Below are 705 nucleotides of genomic sequence, written 5' to 3'. Positions count from 1 at the left end.
GACGTTCTAATGATAATAATGCCGATAGCAATGCGGCAACCCAAACGATGCCCGCTGCAATACGTGCTAACAAATTAGGTTCAGGCCCAATACTCAATGGAAACAAAGTAATAACAATAATAAAGAACCAAAGCGGGTTCAAAATGTCGGCTTGGCGACGAAATGCAATCAAGAGTTCGCGGCGAATAATAGTTGTCATGGCCGAAATCATATCAATCACCCAATTTTATTTTTCTAAGTTTAGGGCTGTCAGCAAACATATCTTGGTGCGTCGTTAACATCACAATGCCACCGTTATCGGCATGCTGAGCAAACAGAGCTTCAAGCACTTTGACACCTTGTTTGTCGATTGCTGTTAGTGGTTCATCCAAAATCCACAAAATCTGCTTACTTAGCCAAAGTCTAGCCAAAGCAACGCGACGCTGCTGACCCGCAGAAAGTTGTGCTACAGGTACATCTTCTCGCCCCGCAAGCCCCACTTGGGTTAAAGCAGTAAAGATTTCTTCATCGGAAGTGCTGTTATTTTGAATAGATTGGTAAAAACGTAAGTTTTCAAATGCGGTGAGTTCGCGCTTTACGCCAGTTTGATGGCCGAGAAATAGCAAGTCTTGGTGGAAGACATCACGAGATTTTTCAACCTCTTCACCTTTCCACTTGATCATTCCTTCTTCTCTATCGCCTAACCCTGTAATAATGCGCAGTAGC

At 43.5% G+C, this 705-nt stretch carries 2 protein-coding genes; both read right to left on the bottom strand.

Features of this window, described 5'->3' with window-relative positions; genetic code table 11:
* Positions 1 to 211, bottom strand: a 211-nt coding sequence (locus R7Z50_RS27470; RefSeq protein WP_318149744.1) for a heme exporter protein CcmB, incomplete at its 3' end; no start/stop codon positions are given.
* A gap of 1 nt (position 212) precedes the next feature.
* Positions 213 to 705: cytochrome c biogenesis heme-transporting ATPase CcmA (gene ccmA, locus R7Z50_RS27465; protein WP_318149743.1), on the bottom strand; the 493-nt coding region annotated here is incomplete at its 5' end.

This window comes from Vibrio sp. 1249-1 (genome assembly GCF_033340495.1).
Note: the sequence above shows the minus strand (reverse complement) of the source record. Positions and strands in the feature narration are given on the sequence as shown.